Source organism: Cobetia sp. 10Alg 146, from assembly GCF_029846385.1.
Taxonomy (GTDB): domain Bacteria; phylum Pseudomonadota; class Gammaproteobacteria; order Pseudomonadales; family Halomonadaceae; genus Cobetia; species Cobetia marina.
Window position 1 is genome coordinate 116,452 of the sequence record NZ_JARWKT010000003.1, and the last position, 18,587, is coordinate 135,038.

The window sequence follows — 18,587 nt, forward strand, 5'->3', positions numbered from 1 at the left end:
ACTCGCACGCCCATCTCAATCGGTGCTGCTATGCCTGCTTCAGTTGCTGCGATAGCCATTGGGGTTGCGTGACTGCCAACGCCAGCTGTCAGCCATCATGCGATCCAGCCCCAGCTCCGCCTTCCACTTCAATTCCTTGAAGGCCTTGTCCGGCTCCGCCCAGCATTCGGCGATATCACCGGAACGCCGCGGCGCGATGCGATAAGGCACCGGGCGACCGCTGGCCTTCTCGAAGGCCTTGACCATGTCCAGCACGCTATAGCCAGTGCCGGTGCCCAGGTTGTAGGTGTGGACGCCATCACGCGCATCACCGGCCAGATAGTCCAGCGCCTTGAGGTGGCCATCGGCCAGGTCGACGACATGGATGTAGTCACGCACCCCGGTGCCATCCGGCGTCGGATAGTCATCACCGAACACGGCCAGCTCTTCAAGGCGACCCACCGCCACTTGGCTGATATAGGGCACCAGGTTGTTGGGGATGCCGTTGGGGTCCTCACCGATGGTACCGGACTCGTGGGCACCCACCGGATTGAAATAACGCAGCAGCGCGATGCGCCAGCTGTCATCCGCCACGGACAGGTCACGCAGCACTTCCTCGACCATCAGCTTGGAGCGGCCGTAGGGGTTGGTCGCGGACGTCGGGAAGTCTTCACGGATCGGCGTGGACGCCGGATCGCCATACACGGTGGCGGAGGAAGAGAACACGATACGCTTGACGCCGGCCCGCGCCATGGCGTCACACAGCACCAGGGTGCCATTGACGTTGTTGTCGTAGTAGGCCAGCGGCTTGGCGACGCTCTCGCCCACCGCCTTGAGCCCGGCGAAGTGGACCACGGCCTCGATATCATGACGCTCGAACAGGCTGTCGAGCAGCGCGCCGTTGCGGATATCCCCTTCGACGAACGGCACTTCGCGTCCGGCAAGCGTCGCCACGCGCGCGAGGGAGGCTTCGCTGGCATTGGACAGGTTGTCCAGCACCAGCACCTGATGGCCGGCCTCCATGAGCGCCAATACCGTATGAGACCCGATGTAGCCTGCACCACCCGTGACCAGAATCATCCATCATCTTCCTTGTGAAAGTAACGCGACAGTGGGCCGCGCAGTTGACCTGCGCCGGCCCCGTTCATGGCTGCTAACCCTACCTTCCAGCCCTTGCGCTCACAAGTCCACAGCCAACGACAGCGTCTGTCGCCAGACAGCAACCTGACCCGTGCAGGATGGCGTCACGCAAGGCCTCGCACGCGACCTGAGCGCCTCGGATCGAGCGTCGCGCTTGCGCGGCGTCAAGGTTTCACCCACGGGAGTTTCGAAACAGGCAATGAAGGCTATTGAGCCGTGGCGCAATGCTGAGACAATGGCGCCGCCTGCCGGCCCGAAAGCCCCACCTGACCGACTCTCGGCGGCGATCGACCGACGCAGGCAGCATGACACGACGTGCATGACCTCCCGTTCAGGAACGAATGCATGCCGTGCAGTGAACAACGCCAACACGACAACGTGCCATCACCTACCATGACCCATACCAACAACACGATGACCAACATGATGAGGAAGCCTGTCGCCAGCGGGCTTCTCTGGAGTCGACATGCCTGAGCAACCTACCGATCACGTCGTTGATCAATCCTCCACGCCGCCACAAGCGCCACTTGCGGCGCGTATCGGTCTGATACTCGGTCCGCTCCTGCTGCTGCTGACCTGGCTGACCCCTGCCCCGGGCGACATGCCGGACACCGCCTGGCTCTGCGTGGGCCTGGCGCTGTTGATGGCGACCTGGTGGGCCACCGAAGCATTGCCGATACCGGTGACATCGCTGTTGCCCATCGTGCTGGTGCCCGCACTTGGCATCGACGACATCAAGAGCACCACGGCAGCCTATGCCAATCCGACTATCTACCTGTTCCTCGGTGGCTTCCTGCTCGGGATCGCCATGCAGCGCTGGGACCTGCATCGCCGCGTGGCCCTGCATACGCTGAAGCTTGCCGGCCATTCACCCCGCCGTCAGATCGCCGGTTTCATGATCGCTACCGGCTTCATCAGCATGTGGGTATCCAATACCGCGACCAGCATCATGATGCTGCCCATCGGCATGTCAGTGGTCAGCCTGATGTCCAGTGGCCGGGATGAGCGCGACAGCGACGACCCGGAGCTGAAGCGCTACGCCGCCGCCCTGCTGCTGGCCATCGCCTACTCCGCCAGCCTTGGCGGTATCGCGACACTGATCGGTACGCCGCCGAATGCCCTGCTGGCGGGTTACCTGTCCAGTGACCAGGGCATCGAGATCGGCTTCGCCCAGTGGATGGTCGTCGGCCTGCCGGTGGCCATCGCGATGTGCACCATCACCTGGTGGTGGTTGACGCGCACGCCCTTCTCCTTCGCATCCGAGACTTCGGACAGTGGCGAGATGATAAAGCGTGAGCTCAAGGCACTGGGTGTCATGAGCAGCGCCGAGAAACGTGTCGGCATCGCCTTCCTGGTAGCCGCCCTGCTGTGGATGTTCCGCCCGCTGATCAATCAGAGCGGCCTTGAGTGGCTGTCGGATACCGGCATCGCCATGGCCATCGGCGTCGGACTGTTCGCGATTCCCTCCGGCACCTCACGCGGTCGTCGCCTGCTGGTGTGGGAAGACGCGCGTGACCTGCCCTGGGGCGTATTGCTGCTGTTCGGGGGTGGACTGGCACTGGCGGGCGTCATCAAGAGCTCGGGTCTGGCGGAGTGGATCGCCGCACAGCTGTCGATGTTCAGCGTGCTGCCGCTCATCGGGCTCGTGGGCATCGTGGTACTGGTGATCATCTTCCTGACAGAGGTCACGTCCAATACCGCGACGGCCGCCGCCTTCCTGCCCCTGCTGGGCGCGCTTGCGCTGTCGCTGGACATCGACCCGCTGCTGATCACCGTGCCGGCGGCCATCGCGGCCAGCTGCGCCTTCATGATGCCGGTGGCCACGCCACCCAATGCCATCGTGTTCGCCACCGGGCACCTCAAGATCCAGACCATGATGCGCGCCGGCTTCTTCCTGAACCTGGCAGGCACCGTGGTGGTCACGCTGCTGGCCTATGGCCTGATCGTGGCACTGTGGAGCTGATTCCCTGACAGCGTGACGTGACCCATCACTCGCGCCGCAAGGGGGATTCCCCGAAACGACAACGCCGGACTCCCATGGAGTCCGGCGTTGTCGTTCATGCCAGGCAGATTCTGCGACATCCCATCATGACACCTGCTGTCATGTTCAGAAGAAGCCGAGGAAGCCCTTGATGATCAGCGAGTTGGCGATATCGATCAGGAAGCCACCCACCACCGGCACGATGATGAAGGCCAGACGCGACGGCCCGTGGTGCTGCGTGACCGCCTGCATGTTGGCGATCGCCGTCGGCGTGGCGCCCATGCCGAAACCACAGTTACCCGCGACCAGCACCGCAGCGTCGTAGTTCTTGCCCATCAGGCGGAAGGTGACCTGGGTGGTGTAGAGGAACACCAGCGCGACCTGTGCCAGCAGGATGGCCAGAATCGGCAGTGCCAGATTGGCCAGATCCCAGAGCTTGAGCGTCATCAGTGCCAGTGCCAGGAAGATGGACAGACTGATGTTGCCCAGCACATCCACGGCATGGGTATTGAGGTGCTTGTCGCCGAAGGCGCGCACCACGTTGCCGATGACGATACAGCTGAACAGCACCCACACGAAGGTCGGCAGCGAGAAGGCCGTATCCGCCGTGAGTGTCTGCAGCTGCTGACCGCTGACGACCCCGAGCAGCAACATGAAGAGTGTTTTCAGAGCATTGGCGGTATTCAGCGGGTGCTGGACTTCCGTCTCGTCATACTCGGAATCGCTGACCTGGGCATTGATGTCCTGTCCTTCACGCTTCATGCGATTGATCAGGAAACGTGCCGTCGGTCCACCGATCAGCGACCCGAACACCAGCCCGAAGGTGGCACAGGCCATCGCGACTTCCATCGCGCCATTGATGCCATATTCGTCGGCGAAGACGTTGGCCCAGGCAGCCCCTGTACCGTGACCACCGGACATGGTGATGGAACCGCCGAGCAGCCCCAGTACCGGGTCGAGGCCAAACAGGCTGGCAACACCGACACCCAGCAGGTTCTGCAGGATGAGCAGGCCGATGACCAGCACGAGGAACAGGATCAGCTTGCTACCGCCGGCACGAATCATGCGGACGTCCGCCGACAGGCCGACCGAGCCGAAGAACAGCAACATGAAGGGGGTCTGGAGACCGGCGAAGAACTGGAACTCGTAGCCCAGGCCACGCAGGCCGGTGACGATGAGGGTGGCGATGAGACCGCCGACCACAGGTTCGGGGATGTTGAACTCGCGCAGCACGCGTACGCGCTCGACAATCAGATGACCGACGACGAGGACAAGCGCCGCCAGCAGCAGGGTAGTGATAGCATCAAGTTGAATCATGCGATACCGATGAGTAGTTGTGGGTTGTTCTAGCGGACCTCCTGAACGAGAGGTGCACCGGCGAATCCCGACCGACGAGGGGATGGGGACACATCCATTGTCTCGTCACTCAGGGGGGTTGCCCTTGCACCGCTTGGAATTGTTGTGCTCTCGAATCCGTTGTACCACCAGATCGTTATCATTTACGCGGATGCAGCGATGATACGCAGGGATGGCACCGGTGCAAGTCCGGATATTGACTCGTCAGACAACTTCCGACAAAAGTCTATATCCGCTCGCCATGCCAAGGCCGGGGTTATCAGCTACTGACATTGCGCTCATCCCTTGCCATGACTGGGCTGGGGAGTGATCGGCCTTGAGAAACGACGAAGCCCTCGCCGCAAGGGGCGAGGGCTTCGTGGACCGTCACTGCAAGAAGGATTTCCGCCTTTCGTGGACGCTCGTGTCGCTCATTGCCGTCAGACGGCGACGGGACCCGCCTCTTCGGCACGTTCCGCTTCACTGCGTGCACTGCTTTCCAGGCCGCGATTGACCGCCGACAGCACCGCCTTGAGTGACGCGCTCACGGTGTCACCATCCTCGGCCATGCCGCAGACGCGCTTGCCATCGAGATTGAGCATCACGAAGGCCACCGCCACGGCGTCACTGCCTTCCCCGAGCGCATGCTCGCCGTAGTCCACCACGCTGACGGTGGCACCGGTGTGGCGCTGCCAGGCATCCATGAAGGCGGAGATGGCACCGTTGCCTTCACCGGCCAGCGCGATCTGCTCACCCTTCTCGTCAATCAGTGTCGCGGTGAGCTGCTCGGCCCCCTCACGATCCAGTCGATAGCCCTTGAGACTCAGCGGTGCCTCGCGCTTGAAGCTGGCATCGAGAATCGCGCGGATCTGGTTGCTGGACAGCTCACCACTGACCTGCTCGCTGGCCTTCTGCACGTGCGGGGCGAGCTCGAGGCTCATCCAGCGCGGCAGGCTGATGCCGTGATCGCGTTCGAGCAGGAAGGCCATGCCGCCCTTGCCGGACTGGCTGTTGACGCGAATCACCGCCTGGAAGTCGCGACCCAGATCCTGCGGGTCGATGGGCAGATAGGCGACCTGCCACGGCTCGTCCGCCTGCTGCTTCTTGAGACACTTGCGAATCGCGTCCTGATGGCTGCCGGAGAAAGCGGTGTAGACCAGCTCCCCAACCCACGGGTGACGCGGATGCACCGGCAGGTTGGTGCACTCGGTGTAGACCTGGATGATCTCGTCGGGATTGGAGAGATCCAGCTCCGGGTCGATCCCCTGGCTGTAGAGGTTCATCGCCATGGTGATCAGGTCCATGTTGCCGGTACGCTCACCATTGCCCAGCAAGGTTCCCTCGATACGATCCGCCCCGGCCAGCAGGCCGAGCTCGGCAGCGGCAGCGGCACCGCCCCGGTCGTTGTGGGTATGCAGCGAGATGATCGCGCAGTCACGACGGCTCAAGTGCTTGATGAAGTACTCGACCTGATCCGCGAAGTGATTGGGCGGGCCCACTTCCACCGTGGCCGGCAGGTTGAGGATGCAGCGATTGTCCGGTGTCGGCTGCCAGACATCCATCACCGCTTCACAGACCTCGACGGCGTAATCCATCTCGGTGGAAGTGAAGCTCTCCGGCGAGTACTGGAACACCCAGTGGGTGTCCGGGTAACGCGCAGCGTAGTCCTTGACCAGCTGCGCACCTTCGACGGCGATGGCCTTGATGCCCTCACGATCCATCTCGAACACCCGCTCGCGCTGAACGGTGGAGGTGGAGTTGTAGACGTGCACCACGGCATCGCGCGCCCCGACCAGTGACTCGAAGGTACGGGCGATCAAGTGCTCACGCGCCTGCACCAGCACCTGGATGCTGACACCCTCCGGCACCTGGTCTTCCTCGATCAACCAGCGCACGAAGTCGAAATCGAGCTGACTGGCGGACGGGAAACCGACTTCGATCTCCTTGAGGCCGATCTTGACCAGCAGCTTCCACATCAGCTTCTTCTGCTCGACCGTCATCGGCTCAAGCAGCGCCTGGTTGCCATCGCGCAGGTCGACACTGGCCCATAGCGGCGCCTGGGTCACGGTACGCGACGGCCATTGGCGGTCGGTCAGCGCGACAGGCGTGACGGGGCGATATTTGGTGTGGTCGAAGGCAGCACTTGGCGTGGATGCAGCAGTCATGGTCGTGTCCTTGGCGTGGTGGGCGTGGAAAGCAACGTTCGACATCCGGATGCGGATTCGATGGCACCTTTCCCGCTCAACAGTGTCCCAATCGGGGCGCCTGAGTAAATGTGAGATGACGAGGGCATCAAGGCCCTCGCATCCGAAAGCTTGCCGCCAGTGCGACGGGCAAGCAAGTCGGAGGTAGAGAACATGGCCGCTACCTGCGACAGGACGTGGCTCCGGATCACGGTTGCCAGCGCGGAAGGAGAGATCGCGGGATCACCGTCGAATGCCTCTCAGCGGCCTCGCATCGATCAGAAGCGAGCCGGGTTCCGCAGGAAGCGGGCTGGACAGGGTGGCCAGTCCACCTGCTCGCACGACCCTGATGGTCGAACATCTGAATCGCTGAACAGTGATTACAGTATATGCTTCATATCGGGGCGCATGATTGCGAAAAACCCACTAAACCGCCATCTTGAAAGCATTTTATTTCATAATTCACACCTTCACCGCCAATGGATTGCGAAAAATGAGCCAGAACATTTCTCTCCCGACACTGGACCGCTTCGATCGACGGATTCTTGACGAACTCCAGCAGTCGGGACGCATCAGCAATCAGGAGCTCGCCGAGCGCATTGGCCTGTCACCGTCACCTTGCCTGCGCCGGGTACGTGCCCTGGAAGAAAGCGGCATGATCACGGGGTATCGGGCACAGGTCGATGCCCGCAAGCTGGGCCTGAGCCTGATGGCGCTGCTGCATATCTCGATGGACCGCCATACCCCGGAGCGCTTCGCCAACTTCGAGGAAACCATCGCGGCGCTGCCCCAGGTGATGGAGTGCCTGCTGATCACCGGTCAGGAAGCCGACTACCAGCTCAAGGTGGTCGTCAATGACATGGATGACTATCACGACCTGCTGCTCAAGCAGATCACCCGTATCGAGGGCGTCACCGGCGTGCATTCAAGCTTCGTGCTGCGTCAGGTGATCGACCATCAGCGCGTGCCGACGATGTGATGACGCCATGAGGGCCAGTTGACCAAACGACGACGCCCCGCCGAATCTCGGCGGGGCGTCGTCGTTTCAAGGCGGAAGGTTCATCAGGCGGAAGGTTCAGGCTGACGGCCACGCTAGCTGGTCACTCCGGCGGGCCAGCTCTGGTGAGCGCCCGCTGCTCGCGATGAAGCTCACTGCTCGCCCTCCAGCACCCCGCGACGGATCTGGTCTTCCTCGATGGATTCGAACAGCGCCTTGAAATTGCCTTCACCGAAACCGTCATTGCCCTTGCGCTGGATGATCTCGAAGAAGATCGGCCCGATCACCGTCTCGGTGAAGATCTGCAACAGGATTCCTTCACCCGGTGCGCCATCCACCAGCAGGCTCAAGGCCTTGAGATCCTCGACGTTCTCTTCATGGTTGGGCACCCGTGCATCGACCTTTTCATAATAGGGTTCGGGTGTGGTCAGGAACTTGACGCCATTGGCCTTGAGCGCCTTGACGGTGGCATAGATGTCATCCGTCGCCATCGCCAGATGCTGGATGCCTTCCCCGTTGTAATCCCGGATGAATTCCGCGATCTGGGAGTTGTCGTCGGCGGACTCGTTGATGGGGATGTGCATCTTGCCGCAGGGCGCTGTCATGGCTCGCGAGAAGAGCCCGGTCATCTTGCCCTCGATATCGAAATAACGGATCTCGCGGAAGTTGGCGATACGGGCATAGAAGTCCGCCCACACATCCATCTGGCCGCGTCCGACATTGTGCGTCAGATGATCCAGCGTATGCAGGCCGACGCTGTTGGCATTCTCCACCGCCCCCTCGATGGCGACGAAGTCGGTGTCGTAGATCGAGCGTTCCCGGTGATGATCCACGAAATACAGCACCGAGCCGCCAATCCCCTCCACCGCTGGGATACCGACCTCTCCCGGGCCGACAGGGTGCTCGACACTGCGTGCGCCGTGCGCCAGCGCGTAGCGATGCGCCTGCTCGGCATCTGCCACGCGCCAGGCCATCGCACAGGCACTCGGGCCATGAATCGCCGCGAAGCGTGCCGCGGGGCTGTTCGGCTCGGCGTTGAGCACCACATTGATGCCATGCTGCTGGAACAGGAACACCTGCTTGGAGCGATGACGCCGCGTCTCGGTAAAGCCAAGCTGGCAGAACAGCCCACGCAGGGCATCGATCCCGGCGGCATCCGGGGCCGTGAACTCGACGAACTCGAAGCCGTCCGTGCCGATGGGATTGTGCTGTTCGATACGCGCCGGTGCGTTCATGAGGTACTCCTGAGTCAGGCTGCCGACAAGGCAGGCAAGGTAGAGAAAGGCGGGCGACATCCTTCATGACAGGCGAACGCGCCGCACATCACCTGTGATGTCCCGATTCCGTTATCGGGAATCTATGCCTTGCCTGCCGCCCTGCCCATGCACCTTGCGCCCTCATTGGTGCCGTATCCTGCCTCCCCCCACGCCAGACATGTAACGAAACTCTGCCATAGTGCTGACGGCCATCTCGACACTGCTCACCCGGGGCGCTCTCACTGCCGCGAGCGCCTGACACTGCGTCATGCTTTCTTTACACCTATCGGCGCGTCGCGCCTGAGACTGCCACATGCCCGTCTTGCGTTGGCCACTAGAGCCAGGCGCCACTGCCCAGCTGCCAGGCGACGGCCAGCAGAATGGCCGCGATGAAGGCTTCGATGACCTGCCAGGCACGCGGACTGGTCAGGCGGGGTGCCAGCCAGCCAGCACAGGCCACCAGCCCGAAGAACCAGACCATCGAGGCCAGGCTGGCTCCGGCGATGAAGCCCGCCGGCGAGCTCTGTTGTGCCCCGATGGCGCCCAGCATCACCAAGGTATCCAGATAGACCTGCGGATTGAGCAAGGTCACCGCCAGAGTCGCCATCAGCACCTTGCCAAGGCTCGCCTTGAGCGCCGTACTCGCCGTGAGCTGCCCACCACTGCGCATGCGCCCCAGCGCCTTGACGGCTTGCCAGAGCAGGAAGGCGACACCTCCCCAACGCGCGATGCTCATCAACATGGGGGATTGCTGCATCAAGGCCCCCAGCCCCAAGACCCCCGCCACGATCAGCAGCCAATCACACAGCGCACAGAGCCCCGCGACCCACCATTGATGTTCGCGCTTGAGCCCCTGACCCAGCACGAAGGCATTCTGGGCACCGATGGCGATGATCAGCCCGGCCCCGACACCTGCTCCATTGAACACTGACCACCACATGACACTGCCCTTCCCTTGCTTGACTCTCTGATTCAGCGCGTTGCGCCCCTGTCTGTCTTCGGCGCGCTTCCGGACTTCCCGGCGCTGCAGCCGCAGGCAGAGTACGCTAGGATGAATACATCATGGAAATTGATTCAGGGAATGGCTCATAAGGATTTCTGATGCTGGACTACAAACTGCTGGAGGCGCTGGCCGCCGTCATCGACCAGGCAGGTTTCGAGCGCGGGGCACGCGCGCTGGGCCTGACACAATCAGCGGTCTCGCAGCGCATCAAGCTGCTGGAGGCCCGTCTGGGTCAGCCGGTACTGGTGCGCACGCCACGCCTGGGGCCGACTCCGCTGGGGCGGCGTCTGCTCAATCATGTGCAGCAGGTGCGCCTGCTGGAGCATGACCTGCTGGATCAGATTCCCGCTCTCGGTGACAGCGAGCAGCGCCTGCGCATCGCCATCAATGCCGACTCGCTGGCCACCTGGTGGCCACAGGTCACCGGTGCCTTCTGTCAGACGCACGAGCTGCTGCTGGACATGCTGGTGGAAGATCAGGAGGTCGCCCTCAAGCGCATGCGCGATGGCGAGGTGGCGGGCTGCATCTGCTCGACCCCACGCCCGGTCCAGGGGGCTCGCTCACACCCGCTGGGCAGCATGCGGTATCGCGCATTGGCCAGCCCGGATTTCGTGCGCCGCCACATCGCCGGAGAGGATGGCGTCATCCCGTCACGTCTGCCTGCCGAGAAACTGCGCAGCATGCCCGCCATCGTCTATGGCCGGGATGACCGTCTGCAGCATCGGCTACTGGCCGAGATGGGCTTCGACGAGCCTTTCCCGCATCACCTCTGTCCCTCCTCAGAAGGCTTCGTTCACCTGGCCTTGAGTGGCATGGGCTATGGGATGATTCCCGAGCAGCAGGCGCGCCACCTGCTGGACAGCGGTGAACTGGTCGATATCGCGCCGGACCACGCGCTGGACATCCCGCTCTACTGGCATCACTGGCGCCATGGCGGCAGCACCCTCGAACAGCTCACTGATCACCTGCTGCGTCACTGCAGCGCCATGCTGCTGCCCATACCGGAGCAGCAACCGCCACGCCCGGGGACCCTGTGATCCTGTGAGCTCATGACCCTGTCCGCATCACGCCAGCCCCTCGCACTCAGCTCGTCTGCTGCTCACGCACCAGCTGAGCGAGAAAGCGATCACAGGCCGCCAGCTGGCGGATGTCGATGTACTCGTTGGCCTGATGGGCCACGCTGATGGAGCCGGGCCCGCAGACCACCGTCGGCCAGCCTTCGCGCTGGAACTGGCCCGCTTCGGTGGCATAGGTCACCGCCTGACTGGCACGCGCCTCCCCCAGCAGACGCTGACAGAGATGGATCGCCGGATCACGTTCGCCCTGCCCCAGCGCCGGCACCGTCTCCACCGTGCGCTCACTGTGGATCGCCACCTCGGGCGCCCGCTCGCGATAGGGCACGAGCAGACGCTCCGCGTAGGCATCGATCTCCGCCAGCATCGCCTCGACATCCTCGCCCGGCAGATGGCGCAACTCCCAATCGAAGATGCACTGCCCTGCGGTGATGTTGACGGCCGTGCCGCCTTCGATGCGCCCGACATGCAGGCTGGCATGCGGCACCTCGAAACGCTCGTCGAGATGCCCACAATCGATGCGCGCCTGCATGCGGTCCTCGATGAAGGTGACCATGCGTGCCGCCAGATGAATCGCGCTGACCCCCAGATTGACCTGACTGGAATGCGACGGCTTGCCGGTCACCGTGGTGCGGATGACCGTGATGCCCTTGTGGGCATCGACGACGCTCATCAAGGTCGGCTCCCCCACCAGCACCGCCGCCGGGCGCGGCAGGCGATCACGCAGACGCGCGATCATGCGCGGCGCGCCGAGACAGCCGATTTCTTCATCATACGAGAAGGCGAAAATCACAGGCCTTTCAAGCTTGCCATCACGCGCTGCACTCACCAGCGCCGGCACCGCCGCCATGCAGCAGGCGATGAAGCCCTTCATGTCGGATGAGCCCCGCCCATACAGGCGGCCATCGGCCTCGCGCAGCGTGAAGGGATCACTGTCCCAGGCCTGCCCCTCCACCGGCACCACATCGGTATGCCCGGACAGCACCACACCGCCCTCCACGTCAGGGCCGATCACCGCGAGCAGATTGGCCTTGTCACCGCCATCATCATGAATGACCTCGGCGCTGACACCGGCCACTTCCAGAGCATCACGCAGGCAATGGATCAACGCCAGATTCGAGTCACGTGACACGGTCGCGAAATGGATCAGATGCGCCAGCCATTCACGGCTGTTCGGCCAATCGGAGAAGTCGGCGTGCTGAGGCATCAGGCTGGCGTTATCGACGGCGCTGGTGGCGGAAGCGTGCATGGGGGGCATTCCTGTTCGGGGACATCTGAGCGGAGAGCACCATGCGCAACGCGCTGGCCTCATGTGCTCACCGGTATAGCGCAGCGCACCTTTGACAACAAGCGCCAGGCCACGCCAGGCACCGGGCCAGGAGTGCCGCGATCAGCCACAGGCCGCAAGCGCCTTGCGACGCGGGGGATAGAGCACCAGCGCGATCCCGAACAGGAAGATGCTGCACGAGAGCCACTGTGCCAGCGACAACTGCTCATCAAAGATGGCGTAACCACTGAGCAACGCGAACACCGAGACCAGCAAGGTCATGGGGGCCAGTTGACTCATCGGATACTTGAGCAGCATCCGGTTCCAGACCCAGTAACCAAAGAGGGTCGTCGGATAGGCCTGGAACAGCACCGAGACCCAGGCATCCATCCCCCACTGTTGATAGGTGGCACTCAGCACCCCCCAGCCATTCATCGCGACGCTCAACGCCATCAGCGGTAGCGGCGCAAACAGCATGCCCCAGAGGTTGAAGGCGAAAGGTGTGCGCGTGCCGGAGCTGCGCAGAATCACGCCAGCCAGGGGCCAGCAGATCGCCGCCAGCAGGATGAAGGCAAGTCCCGCCAGGGTCACGTTGCCGTTGGTGGTGAAGACGGAGACCACCAGCCCCACCAGCGAGACCAGAATACCTGCCGCCATGCGCGGCGAGATGAACTCCCGGTAGAGCAGCACGCCGACCAGCACCGTGGTCAGCACATCGGTCTGCAACAGGACCGCCGCCATGCCAGAGGACAGTCCGAAGGTGATCGAGCATGAGGCCATGCCCCAGATACCGGTACCGAACACCAACCCGTAGGCCATCAGGTAGCGCCACGGCACCTGCGGCTTGCGGATGAAGAAGATGAGCGGAAAGGTGGCACACGCGAAGCGCGCCGCGGCGATCAGCAAGGGATCCATGTCACTGACCCCCAGCTTGATCATCGAGAAGTTGAAGCCCCAGATTGCCATCACGCTGGTGATGAGCAATAGATCGCGTCCCTGCATGGCGTGTCTCCTGATCGAGGTTCCCTTGACGACGGGCAATGACCGCCGCTGTCCGTGACCGTGGAACATCACGGTGATGACGTGCGGCATACGAGGGCCAGTCTCGCTTGCCGCACCAAGGCCGTACAGATACAGTTTCTGGACATTCCACCAGTACAGTTCGCTCATGGCACGCTATCGACAGCTGGCAGAGAAGTGCATTCAGGATATTCAGGCCGGCAGACTCAGTACCGGGGATCGCATGCTGTCGCTGCGCCAGTTTGCCCGCCAGCACGGCATCAGCGTGTCGACGGCGGTCAGCTGTTATGCGGAGCTGGAATCGCAGGGCTGGCTGATGGCTCGCCCACAATCGGGGTTCTTCATCGCCGAGCCCTCACGTGTCATGCCCGCGCCCACCTGGCAGTCCTTCGAGAGCCGAGTCATCACGCCCGCCACGCATCGCCATCGCACGCAGAGGTGGTGCGGGCCGCTGGGCACTGCGCATCTGGCGCTGGACAAGGCGACCCGGCAGGCACTGGATCGCAGCCTGCGCCGCGCCATGAAGCGGGCCGTGCATACCCTCACCCAGTATCCCGCCGCGCAAGGCGAACCCGCACTGTTGAGCGCCCTGGCGAGCCATTTCACCCAGGCCGGCTTTGCGCTGGGCAGTGAGGAGCTGGTCATCACTCACGGCTGCATGGATGCGGTCAGGACGGCGCTTGAGGTCTGCACGCAACCCGGCGACACGGTGGCAGTCAGCTCACCGTGCTACAACGGCCTGCTGGATCTGCTCTCGCAGCTGTCCCTCGACGTCATCGAGATTCCCTCGAGTGCACAAGGCATCGATCTCGATCAGTTCGAACAGCATCTCGCCAACGGTCAGCTGCAGGCCGGGCTGTTCTGCACCACTCACATGAATCCCCAAGGCATCACCCTCACTCCCGCGCAGAAACAGCGCCTGGCCAGGCTTGCCAATCACTACCGCGTGCCGGTGATCGAGGATGATGTCTATCTCGAGCTCACCCATCGCGAAGCGCCGCCACTGCCAACGGCCTGCCACGACGAAGGTGGCTTCGTCATCTGGTGTGGTTCGGTCTCCAAGACCCTGTCACCGAGCTACCGACTGGGCTGGTGTCGGCCCGGTCGATTCCTTCCGCCGTATCTCAAGCGCGCGCTGGGTGTGCCGACGCTGGTACAGTGCGCCGTCGCGGACTTCATCGATTCCGGCGCCTATGCCAGTCACCTCAAACGTGTCCGTCACCAGCTCATCCAGCACAAGGCCCACTACCTCAACTATCTGAGTCAGCATCTGCCCGAGGGCAGTCGCGTGACGCAACCACAAGGTGGCCTGGTGCTGTGGATCGAGGTGCCCGGCCTCGATGCCAGGGCCCTCGGCAAGGCCGCCGAGCAGGCACAGCTTGATATCCGGATCGGCCCCTGGTTTACCGAATCTGCGCGCTATCGCAATTGTCTGCGTCTCAATATCGGCCTTGCACCGGATGAGCGGATCGAGCAGGAACTCGCCCGCCTGATGACGTTGATCGCGAATCACTGCAAACGCTGAAGGTTGTCGTGCTCACATGCGCCTGTCAGACAATGCAGACGACGCTGCCACGCCCCGGTCAACAGGGCGTGGCAGCGTCGTCTGTAGCGAAAGCCTCCTGTCACGAAGGGTCTCTCATGCCCGATATCAGGCAGCGTGCCCGTTGCGCACCATGGCATGGGGGTCGATGACGAATTTCTTGGCAGCGCCACCGTCGAAGTCCGCGTAGCCCTGCGGCGCTTCTTCCAGACTGATGACCTGCACGTTGACCGCATCGGCGATATTGACGCGCCCGAACAGGATCGCCTGCATCAGCGGGCGGTGATACTTCATCACCGGACATTGCCCCGTGTGCAACGAGTGAGACTTGGCCCAGCCCAGTCCGAAGCGCATGGAGAGTGCACCGACCTTGGCGGCCTCATCCTCGGCGCCCGGATCTTCGGTGACATAGAGGCCGGGAATGCCGATCTGGCCGCCGGCACGCGTCAGCGCCATTGCCGAGTTGAGTACCGTCGCCGGCTGCTCACGCCCATGATCACATCCACAGCCATGCGCCTCGAAGCCGACGCAATCGACGAAGCAATCCACTTCGCGCTCGCCGAGAATCGCCTCGACCTTGTCCTCCATCGAGCCTTCCTGACGCAGGTCGATGGTCTCGCAGCCGAAGCTCTCGGCCTGCTGCAAACGCTCGGGAATCATGTCGCCCACGATGACGCAGGCCGCCCCCAGCAGCTGGGCAGACACCGCCGCCGCCAGCCCCACCGGCCCGGCCCCCGCGATGTAGACCGTGGCGCCCGGCCCGACCCCTGCAGTCACGCAGCCATGGAAGCCTGTCGGGAAGATGTCGGAGAGCAGCGTCAGGTCACGGATCTTCTCCATCGCCTGATCGGCATCCGGGAACTTGAGCAGGTTGAAGTCGGCATAGGGCACCATGACGTAATCCGTCTGACCACCAGTCCAGCCGCCCATGTCGACATAGCCATAGGCGGCGCCGGGACGCGCCGGATTGACGTTCAGGCAGATCCCCGTCTTGCCTTCCTTGCAGTTGCGGCAGCGCCCGCAGGCGATGTTGAACGGGACCGAGACGATGTCGCCGACCTTGATGAATTCCACGTCGCGGCCAGCCTCGACGACCAGTCCGGTGATCTCGTGGCCCAGCACCAGGCCCTGGGGCGCCGTGGTCCGGCCACGCACCATGTGCTGATCGCTACCACAGATATTGGTCGAGACGACCTTGAGAATGACGCCGTGTTCACACTTGCGATTTCCCAGCGCCAGGGTCGGATAGTCCAGTGATTCGACACTCACCTTCCCCGCTCCCTGGTAGACGACTCCGCGATTGGCATTGGCTGACATGACGTGCTCCTGCTGGCATGGGATTTGGTGCATGGACGGCGTCAGACAGGCACGCTGACGACATCTCCCGTCACTTGCCGATACGCCGACCACCTGCCCCCTGTCGGTGGCGTCCGACCTGAAGGGCCCCTGCAGACTAGGCCACTTGCCACGGGTGAGCTGTCCAGATGAGGCATCGACATGCCCATGCGAGACATGCCACGACCAAAGTGGCAGTGCGCATGACCGAGGTCGTCGCGCCTGACCGACAGGATGCGTCGATGCATCGCCACACTTGAAGCCAGTGACACTGCCCCCACGTCAATCAGCAGAGCACGATGGATAATCCATTTCGCCATGGCAATCGCTCGCGCCAGCCCTCGCTCCGTGAACGGCGTCTCGCTGCGAGCCATTGGCCTGATTCATTCCAAGGAGAGACCATGACCATGACATCCAACGCCCTGCGCACCGCCTGCATGACCGTCGCCATCGCCGGAACCGCCTTCATTGCGGGCTGTGGCAACACCAGCGTGATCGAGAAGCAGGACACGCGTTACGAGGTCAGCGCCGTCGATGAGGACCGTGACGATGCCATCGCTCAGGTCAAGGAACGCGCTCTGGAAGTCTGCGAGGAGCAGGATCGCGACAAGTACGACGTGCTTGATTCCCGTGTCTTCGGCCCGCAGGACAGCATGTCCAAGGCAGCCGAAGGCAACGATCAGCTGGAAGGCGGCACCATCAATGAAGATACCGAGATGGCCGCCGCCACCCACGAAGGTGAAGGCTACAAGGTCGCCTGGACCATCCGCTGCCGCTGAGGCGCCTTCCCGTCAGCCAGCCCGAGCTGACAGCAAGGCCATGTGCATGAATGCAAGAGCGCATGAGCACAAGAACGCATGAACGCAAGAAAGCCGCCCCTGAGGGCGGCTTTCTTGCGTTCATGCATCACGAAACCCCGGAGACGGACGGCCGTTCGGAACGCGCAACCTCGGGTTGCCGCCCACGACGGGATATTGCAGCGCCGCATTAGACGACTCTTGACTATGCTGAGACGAAAGCGCTCGCCAGTTCGGCGCCTGCCATCCCCCCAGGACAGCGCAGCACGCGGGAGCGGAGGCGAAGCTTTTGCGTACCAGACAGCCGTGACACCCGAGCATTGCCATGCGAGACGCTCGACTGCCCCAACGCCCGGGGCGATCGATCACTGCCATTTGCCATGACGAATCCATCAGGACTCTACGCGCCCAGCGCCGTCAAGGAGGCTTTTCCATGAGTATCGAACAACGCCTGGCCCCCGTTGCACTACCCGAAAACCGTCAACGACAGATCGTCGAGCGCCTGCTCTCTGGCTCCGGGGTCAGTCTGAATGGCCCTGACCCCTGGGATATCTGCGTCCGCCATCCGGATCTGTTCCGGCGGGTGCTGAATCAGGGCAGTCTGGGGCTGGGTGAGGCTTACATGGAAGGCTGGTGGGATTGCGAACGGATCGACGAGATGATCCATCGCCTGCTCAAGCATGGGCTGGGGGAGCGAGCCCACACCTTTGGTGAGCGCATCGCCTACCGCCTCCAGGCGGGAGTCATCAATCTGCAGAGCCGTCGTCGTGCCGAGGTGGTGGGCAAGGTGCATTACGACTTCGGCAATGACCTCTTCACCCGCATGCTGGACCCGACCCTGTGCTACAGCTGCGGATACTGGAAAGGATTGCCGATCGCGCCGGAGAACCTGGAGCAGGCCCAGCAGGCCAAGCTGGATCTCGCCTGTCGCAAGCTCGGGCTGACACCCGGCATGCGCGTGCTGGACATCGGCTGTGGCTGGGGAAGCTTCGCCGCCTACGCCGCGCGCCACTATGGCGTGGAAGTCGTCGGCATCACCATTTCCGCCGAGCAGGCGGCGCTGGCGCGGGAACATTGCCATGGCCTGCCAGTGGAGATCCTGCTCAAGGATTACCGTGACGAGCAATTCCGTCACGAGGTCGGCACCTTCGATGCCATCGTGTCCATCGGCATGTTCGAGCACGTCGGCCACAAGAACTACGCGACCTACTTCACCCGTGTCGCGCAGCTGCTGCGCCCCGGCGGACGCTTCGTGCTGCACACCATCGGCTCCAACCTGAGCGACATCTCCGCGGACCCCTGGGTCAATCGCTATATCTTCCCCAACGGCGTGCTGCCCAGTGCCAGTCAACTGATCCAGGCCAGCGAGCATCACCTGATCATGGAGGACTGGCAGAATTTCGGTGCCGACTACGACCCGACGCTGATGGCATGGCGTGCCAACCTCGATGCCAGATGGCATGAACTGGCCGACACCTACACGACGCGGGACAAGCGCATGTTCGAGTATTATCTGGGTGCCTGTGCCGGGGCCTTCCGCGCCCGCCAGCTTCAGCTCTGGCAGGTGGTCTTCACCCACGGCAATCCGGGGCGTTACGACGCACCACGCTGATCCGCTTGCGCCCTCCGTGCGCCTGGCACTCTCCAACCGTGCCAGGCGTCCGGCAAGGCGACTCAC

14 protein-coding genes are annotated in these 18,587 nt (G+C 62.9%); 6 read left to right on the forward strand and 8 right to left on the reverse strand.

The window, feature by feature from the left end; all coding sequences use genetic code 11:
• Positions 1-39: 39 nt before the first annotated feature.
• Positions 40-1,059 (reverse strand): UDP-glucose 4-epimerase GalE, encoded by a 1,020-nt coding sequence (gene galE / locus QD172_RS06540; RefSeq protein ID WP_084208121.1) that lies wholly within the window; start codon positions 1,057-1,059, stop codon positions 40-42.
• Between the two features lie 526 nt (positions 1,060-1,585).
• On the opposite strand from galE, the gene QD172_RS06545 reads away from it, so the two are divergent.
• On the forward strand, positions 1,586-3,082 hold the full coding sequence (locus QD172_RS06545; RefSeq protein ID WP_279855301.1) for an SLC13 family permease: 1,497 nt from the start codon (positions 1,586-1,588) through the stop codon (positions 3,080-3,082).
• 144 nt (positions 3,083-3,226) lie between these two features.
• Here the strand turns inward: QD172_RS06545 and gltS are convergent, their stop codons facing one another.
• Both gltS and leuA read right to left on the reverse strand, forming a co-directional pair.
• The gene (gene gltS, locus QD172_RS06550) at positions 3,227-4,417 is read right to left on the reverse strand and encodes a sodium/glutamate symporter (RefSeq protein WP_279855302.1); all 1,191 of its coding nucleotides are present in this window, start codon (positions 4,415-4,417) and stop codon (positions 3,227-3,229) included.
• 458 nt (positions 4,418-4,875) lie between these two features.
• Entirely contained in the window at positions 4,876-6,600 is a 1,725-nt protein-coding gene (gene leuA, locus QD172_RS06555) for a 2-isopropylmalate synthase (RefSeq protein WP_084208120.1), read from the reverse strand.
• Positions 6,601-7,111: 511 nt separating this feature from the next.
• Between leuA and QD172_RS06560 the strand changes: the two genes are divergently transcribed.
• Positions 7,112-7,597, forward strand: coding sequence for an Lrp/AsnC family transcriptional regulator (locus tag QD172_RS06560; RefSeq protein WP_077374671.1), 486 nt, complete (start codon positions 7,112-7,114; stop codon positions 7,595-7,597).
• 170 nt (positions 7,598-7,767) lie between these two features.
• On the opposite strand, the gene hppD is transcribed toward QD172_RS06560, so the two are convergent.
• Together hppD and QD172_RS06570 are read right to left on the reverse strand one after the other, a co-directional pair.
• A complete protein-coding gene (hppD, locus tag QD172_RS06565) occupies positions 7,768-8,850 on the reverse strand; it encodes a 4-hydroxyphenylpyruvate dioxygenase (RefSeq protein ID WP_279855303.1) in 1,083 nt (360 codons plus the stop codon).
• Positions 8,851-9,205: 355 nt separating this feature from the next.
• A complete protein-coding gene (locus QD172_RS06570) occupies positions 9,206-9,811 on the reverse strand; it encodes a LysE/ArgO family amino acid transporter (RefSeq protein ID WP_077374677.1) in 606 nt (201 codons plus the stop codon).
• A 161-nt stretch (positions 9,812-9,972) separates the two neighbouring features.
• Between QD172_RS06570 and QD172_RS06575 the strand changes: the two genes are divergently transcribed.
• Positions 9,973-10,911, forward strand: a complete 939-nt coding sequence (locus QD172_RS06575) for a LysR family transcriptional regulator ArgP (protein ID WP_077374680.1) — start codon at positions 9,973-9,975, stop codon at positions 10,909-10,911.
• A gap of 46 nt (positions 10,912-10,957) precedes the next feature.
• Here the strand turns inward: QD172_RS06575 and argE are convergent, their stop codons facing one another.
• Positions 10,958-12,196, reverse strand: coding sequence for an acetylornithine deacetylase (gene argE / locus QD172_RS06580; RefSeq protein WP_347882025.1), 1,239 nt, complete (start codon positions 12,194-12,196; stop codon positions 10,958-10,960).
• 141 nt (positions 12,197-12,337) lie between these two features.
• Entirely contained in the window at positions 12,338-13,216 is an 879-nt protein-coding gene (locus QD172_RS06585) for an EamA family transporter (RefSeq protein ID WP_279855304.1), read from the reverse strand.
• Between the two features lie 166 nt (positions 13,217-13,382).
• Here QD172_RS06585 and QD172_RS06590 point away from each other — a divergent pair, with 166 nt between their 5' ends.
• Positions 13,383-14,759: a PLP-dependent aminotransferase family protein gene (locus tag QD172_RS06590; protein WP_279855305.1), complete on the forward strand. Its 1,377-nt coding sequence runs from the start codon at positions 13,383-13,385 to the stop codon at positions 14,757-14,759.
• A gap of 126 nt (positions 14,760-14,885) precedes the next feature.
• Here QD172_RS06590 and fdhA read toward each other — a convergent pair whose 3' ends face one another.
• Positions 14,886-16,094, reverse strand: coding sequence for a formaldehyde dehydrogenase, glutathione-independent (gene fdhA / locus QD172_RS06595; protein WP_176493415.1), 1,209 nt, complete (start codon positions 16,092-16,094; stop codon positions 14,886-14,888).
• Positions 16,095-16,513: 419 nt separating this feature from the next.
• Here fdhA and QD172_RS06600 point away from each other — a divergent pair, with 419 nt between their 5' ends.
• Together QD172_RS06600 and cfa are read left to right on the forward strand one after the other, a co-directional pair.
• Entirely contained in the window at positions 16,514-16,891 is a 378-nt protein-coding gene (locus tag QD172_RS06600) for a hypothetical protein (protein WP_077374692.1), read from the forward strand.
• A gap of 451 nt (positions 16,892-17,342) precedes the next feature.
• Positions 17,343-18,521 (forward strand): cyclopropane fatty acyl phospholipid synthase, encoded by a 1,179-nt coding sequence (gene cfa, locus QD172_RS06605; RefSeq protein WP_077374696.1) that lies wholly within the window; start codon positions 17,343-17,345, stop codon positions 18,519-18,521.
• Positions 18,522-18,587: the final 66 nt, after the last annotated feature.

What these genes read in the sequence shown, in the direction of transcription:
- galE (WP_084208121.1), bottom strand. Translation starts at nt 1,059, where the DNA reads ATGATTCTGGTCACGGGTGGTGCAGGCTACATCGGGTCTCATACGGTA.
- QD172_RS06545 (WP_279855301.1), top strand. Translation starts at nt 1,586, where the DNA reads ATGCCTGAGCAACCTACCGATCACGTCGTTGATCAATCCTCCACGCCG.
- gltS (WP_279855302.1), bottom strand. Translation starts at nt 4,417, where the DNA reads ATGATTCAACTTGATGCTATCACTACCCTGCTGCTGGCGGCGCTTGTC.
- leuA (WP_084208120.1), bottom strand. Translation starts at nt 6,600, where the DNA reads ATGACTGCTGCATCCACGCCAAGTGCTGCCTTCGACCACACCAAATAT.
- QD172_RS06560 (WP_077374671.1), top strand. Translation starts at nt 7,112, where the DNA reads ATGAGCCAGAACATTTCTCTCCCGACACTGGACCGCTTCGATCGACGG.
- hppD (WP_279855303.1), bottom strand. Translation starts at nt 8,850, where the DNA reads ATGAACGCACCGGCGCGTATCGAACAGCACAATCCCATCGGCACGGAC.
- QD172_RS06570 (WP_077374677.1), bottom strand. Translation starts at nt 9,811, where the DNA reads ATGTGGTGGTCAGTGTTCAATGGAGCAGGTGTCGGGGCCGGGCTGATC.
- QD172_RS06575 (WP_077374680.1), top strand. Translation starts at nt 9,973, where the DNA reads ATGCTGGACTACAAACTGCTGGAGGCGCTGGCCGCCGTCATCGACCAG.
- argE (WP_347882025.1), bottom strand. Translation starts at nt 12,196, where the DNA reads ATGCACGCTTCCGCCACCAGCGCCGTCGATAACGCCAGCCTGATGCCT.
- QD172_RS06585 (WP_279855304.1), bottom strand. Translation starts at nt 13,216, where the DNA reads ATGCAGGGACGCGATCTATTGCTCATCACCAGCGTGATGGCAATCTGG.
- QD172_RS06590 (WP_279855305.1), top strand. Translation starts at nt 13,383, where the DNA reads ATGGCACGCTATCGACAGCTGGCAGAGAAGTGCATTCAGGATATTCAG.
- fdhA (WP_176493415.1), bottom strand. Translation starts at nt 16,094, where the DNA reads ATGTCAGCCAATGCCAATCGCGGAGTCGTCTACCAGGGAGCGGGGAAG.
- QD172_RS06600 (WP_077374692.1), top strand. Translation starts at nt 16,514, where the DNA reads ATGACCATGACATCCAACGCCCTGCGCACCGCCTGCATGACCGTCGCC.
- cfa (WP_077374696.1), top strand. Translation starts at nt 17,343, where the DNA reads ATGAGTATCGAACAACGCCTGGCCCCCGTTGCACTACCCGAAAACCGT.